A 3,894-nucleotide genomic window follows, 5' to 3' on the forward strand; every position below is an offset into this window, starting at 1 on the left:
CGGTCTCGTGGGCTCGGAGATGGGTATAAGAGACAGGGTGGGGGTGGCGCCGCCGAACGTCACGTCGGAGCAGGTGTAGAACGCCTCCGGGCTGTCCGAGCGCTGCCAGATCGAGTAGACGAGGTGCCGTCCGCTGCGCTGCGGCAGCCGCGCGGTCATCCGGTACGCCCCGTCGGTGAGGGCCGGGTCGGTGGCGGTGTGGAAGAGCTCCAGGTCCGCCCAGCGCAGCGGCCGGGTCGGGTCGTAGCCGTCCCGGGTGACGTACAGCTCGAAGGTGCCGCGGTGCGGTGCGGTGGCCCGGTAGGCGAAGGTCCAGGTCCCGCCGGAGGGGAGTGCGGTGGCCGGCCAGTCGGCGCGGGCCAGGTCGAAGCCCCGGTACTTGTCGCGGTTGGCGCTGCACAGGCGGCCGTCGGGGATCAGCTCGCGGTGTCGTCCGGCCGCGTCGGCGATGTTCACCTCGTTCCAGTCGTAGAGCGCCTGGGTGCCGCCGGCCGCGACCGCCGCTCGGCAGGCGTCCGAGTCCGGCGACTCCGGCCCCTCCAGAAAGCAGGCGTACGTCCGGCTGACCGGCGATTGCATGCTGCCGTGCGCGTCGACCTGACTGACCAGCGCGACCGAGGCGAGGATGGGGATGGCGCCGATCGCCACGGTGGCCAGGGCCCTCCGTCGTCGTGCCATGGGTCCTCCTGTATTGGTAAGGAAAGTTAACAGAAAGTGTCCGGCATGACGGGTATGACATGCAAGGGCGTCGATGTGACACACTCGCCGCTCGGCATGTCTCGATGTCCGCGCCAATGGGAGGGACCGATGGGCCTCACGCACCCGAGGGTGGCGGCCGGCCTGGCCGCGCTCGCGCTCCTGCCGCTCACCCTGACCGGCTGCGGCCTCGGCAAGGACGACGACCACACCTCCGCCCCGGCCGCCGACGGGCAGCGGGCGCCGGCCGAGGAGGCGACCGCCAAGTCCCGCGAGCGGGTGCAGGCGTACCTGGACGCGATGACGGCCAAGGACGTCGACGCCGGCCGCAGCCAGTTCTGCGCCCCGCTGCAGGACGCCTTCGACGCCGACGCCACCGGCCCGAACGGCGACTTCGCCGACCACTTCACCGTTCCCGAGGCGGCCATCACCGACATCCGGTCCGGGTCGCACGGGCAGGAGGTGAGCACGACCGTCACGATCGCCGTCGGCACCCGCAAGGCCAACCGGCCGCTGCTGTTCACCGTCACCCGCAGCGGCGCCGACTGGTGCATCTCGGGCGAGGCGGCCGGTAGCAACACCCCCGAGCCCGGGGTCACCCCCTGACCGCTCGGCGGGCCGCCCCCCGGTGTGTCGCTGATCTCCCAGCTGCCGGAACCGTCCCCCTCGGCGGTGGGCTGCCCCGACGGTCGCCGTACGCTTTCTGTCATGCGCCATGAGTGGCATCAGTTGAGTCACCCCGCGGTGGGCAGCCCGGGACTGCAGACCAGTCGTCCGACCGTCGACTCCGCCGAGGACGCGGCCCTCGGCCTGGACCGATGGCGGGAGCTGCCCCGCGCCCAGACCCCGCCCTGGCCGGAGCCGGCCAAGGTCGCCGAGGTCTGCAAGGTGCTCGACACCGTGCCGTCGGTCGTCGCGCCCTACGAGGTCGACGAGCTCCGGCAGCGGCTCGCGCTGGTCTGCGAGGGCAAGGCCTTCCTGCTCCAGGGCGGCGACTGCGCGGAGACCTTCGCGGACAACACCGAGAGCCACCTGCTGGCCAACGCCCGCACCCTGCTCCAGATGGCGATCGTGCTCACCTACGGCGCGTCGCTGCCGGTGGTCAAGGTCGCCCGGGTCGCCGGCCAGTACACCAAGCCCCGCTCGCTGCCGACCGACGCGCGCGGCCTGCCGGCGTACCGCGGGGACATGATCAACTCGCTGGAGGCGACGCCGGAGGCCCGGGTCGCCGACCCGCAGCGCATGATCCGCGCGTACGCCAACTCGGCCGCCGCGATGAACATGCTCCGGGCGTACCTGGCCGGCGGGCTGGCCGACCTGCACGCGGTGCACGACTGGAACAAGGGCTTCGTCAAGAACTCCCCGGCCGGCGAGCGCTACGAGGCGATCGCCCGGGAGATCGACCGGGCGCTGGCCTTCATCCGGGCCTGCGGGATGACCGACGACGAGGCGCTGCGCACCGTCACCCTCTACTGCTCCCACGAGGCCCTCGCGCTGGAGTACGACCGGGCGCTCACCCGGGTCTCCGACCGCCGGGCGTACGGCCTCTCCGGGCATTTTCTCTGGATCGGTGAGCGGACCCGGCAGATCGACGGCGCCCACATCGACTTCATCTCCCGGATCGCCAACCCGATCGGCGTGAAGCTCGGCCCGACCACCACGCCGGACGAGGCGATCGAGCTCTGCGAGAAGCTCAACCCGGACAACATCCCCGGCCGGCTCACCCTGATCAGCCGGATGGGCAACCACCGGGTCCGGGACGCCCTGCCTCCGATCGTCGCCAAGGTCACCGCCGCCGGGGCGAAGGTGGTTTGGCAGTGCGACCCGATGCACGGCAACACCCACGAGTCCTCGAACGGCTACAAGACCCGGCACTTCGACCGGATCGTCGACGAGGTGCTCGGCTACTTCGAGGTGCACCGCAGCCTGGAGACCCACCCGGGCGGCCTGCACGTCGAACTCACCGGCGAGGACGTCACCGAGTGCCTGGGCGGTGCCCAGGGCATCGAGGACCTCGACCTGCCCGACCGGTACGAAACCGCCTGCGACCCGCGACTGAACACCCAGCAGTCGCTGGAGCTGGCCTTCCTGGTAGCGGAGATGCTCCGTGGCTGACGCGAGGAGTGAGCTTGCGAGCCCCGCAGTCGGCAGCCGAAAGGATGACCGTGGCTGACTTCATTGACCTGCGATCGGACACGGTGACCCGGCCCACGGCCGGGATGCGCGAGGCGATGGCGACCGCCGAGGTCGGCGACGACGTCTACGCCGAGGACCCGACCGTCACCGCGCTGGAGGCCGACGTCGCCGCCCTGTTCGGGCACGAGGCGGCGCTGTTCGCCCCGACCGGGTCGATGGCCAACCAGATCGCCCTCCAGCTCGTCGTCCCCGCCGGGGACGAGCTGCTCTGCGACGCCGACGCGCACGTGGTGACGTACGAGATCGGCGCGGCGGCCGCGTACGGCGGCATCTCGTCGCGGACCTGGCCCGCGGTCGGCGCGGAGATCGACCCCGACGTGGTGGCCGGGATGATCCGGCCCGACGGCTACTTCGCGGTCCCCACCCGGACGATCGCGGTCGAGCAGACCCACAACCGCGGCGGCGGCGGGGTGATCCCGCTGGCCACCCTCCGGGAGCTGCGCCGGGTGGCCGACGAGCACGGGCTGGCGCTGCACTGCGACGGCGCCCGCATCTGGCACGCGCACGTCGCCGACGGGGTGCCGCTGGCCGAGTACGGCACGCTCTTCGACACCCTGTCGGTCTGCCTCTCCAAGGGCCTCGGCGCGCCGGTCGGCTCGCTGGTGGTCGGCAGCGCGGAGAAGATCGCCCGGGCCCGGTTCATCCGCAAGCGGATGGGTGGCGGCATGCGGCAGGTCGGCATCCTCGCCGCCGCCGGCCGGTACGCCCTGGCCAACCACATCGACCGGCTCGCCGAGGACCACGCCAAGGCGGCCCGGCTGGCCGAGGCGGTCGCCCCGTTCGGGGTGCTCGCCGGCCCGGTCCGGACCAACATCGTCCCGCTGGACCTGACCAAGCACCCGCTGGACGCGAAGGCCCTGGCCACCGCCGCGCGGGCGGACGGCCTGCTGATCTCCGTGCTCGGCCCGCGCACCGCCCGCCTGGTCACCCACATGGACGTCGCGGACGCCGCGATCGACCGCGCCGCGGAAACCCTCACCCGCCTCCTCCGCGCCTGACCTC

Annotated in this window: 4 protein-coding genes; 3 read left to right on the forward strand and 1 reads right to left on the reverse strand. The window is 72.4% G+C overall.

What is annotated here, in order from left to right; all coding sequences use genetic code 11:
- The coding region (locus DKL51_RS29360) for a lytic polysaccharide monooxygenase auxiliary activity family 9 protein (protein WP_148097883.1) at positions 1-678 on the reverse strand (678 nt) is incomplete at its 3' end.
- Between the two features lie 129 nt (positions 679-807).
- On the opposite strand from DKL51_RS29360, the gene DKL51_RS29365 reads away from it, so the two are divergent.
- The 3 genes from DKL51_RS29365 to DKL51_RS29375 all read left to right on the forward strand — a co-directional run bounded on the left by DKL51_RS29365 (position 808) and on the right by DKL51_RS29375 (position 3,890).
- Positions 808-1,302 carry a hypothetical protein gene (locus tag DKL51_RS29365; RefSeq protein ID WP_124812806.1) on the forward strand — a complete coding sequence of 165 codons (495 nt, stop codon included), beginning with the start codon at positions 808-810 and terminating at the stop codon, positions 1,300-1,302.
- 102 nt (positions 1,303-1,404) lie between these two features.
- Complete coding sequence (locus DKL51_RS29370) at positions 1,405-2,811, forward strand: class II 3-deoxy-7-phosphoheptulonate synthase (protein WP_109966115.1); 1,407 nt, start codon at positions 1,405-1,407, stop codon at positions 2,809-2,811.
- A gap of 44 nt (positions 2,812-2,855) precedes the next feature.
- Positions 2,856-3,890 carry a threonine aldolase family protein gene (locus DKL51_RS29375; RefSeq protein ID WP_124812808.1) on the forward strand — a complete coding sequence of 345 codons (1,035 nt, stop codon included), beginning with the start codon at positions 2,856-2,858 and terminating at the stop codon, positions 3,888-3,890.
- Positions 3,891-3,894: the final 4 nt, after the last annotated feature.

The sequence above is a fragment of the Micromonospora globispora genome (genome assembly GCF_003857015.1).
Lineage (GTDB): Bacteria > Actinomycetota > Actinomycetes > Mycobacteriales > Micromonosporaceae > Micromonospora > Micromonospora globispora.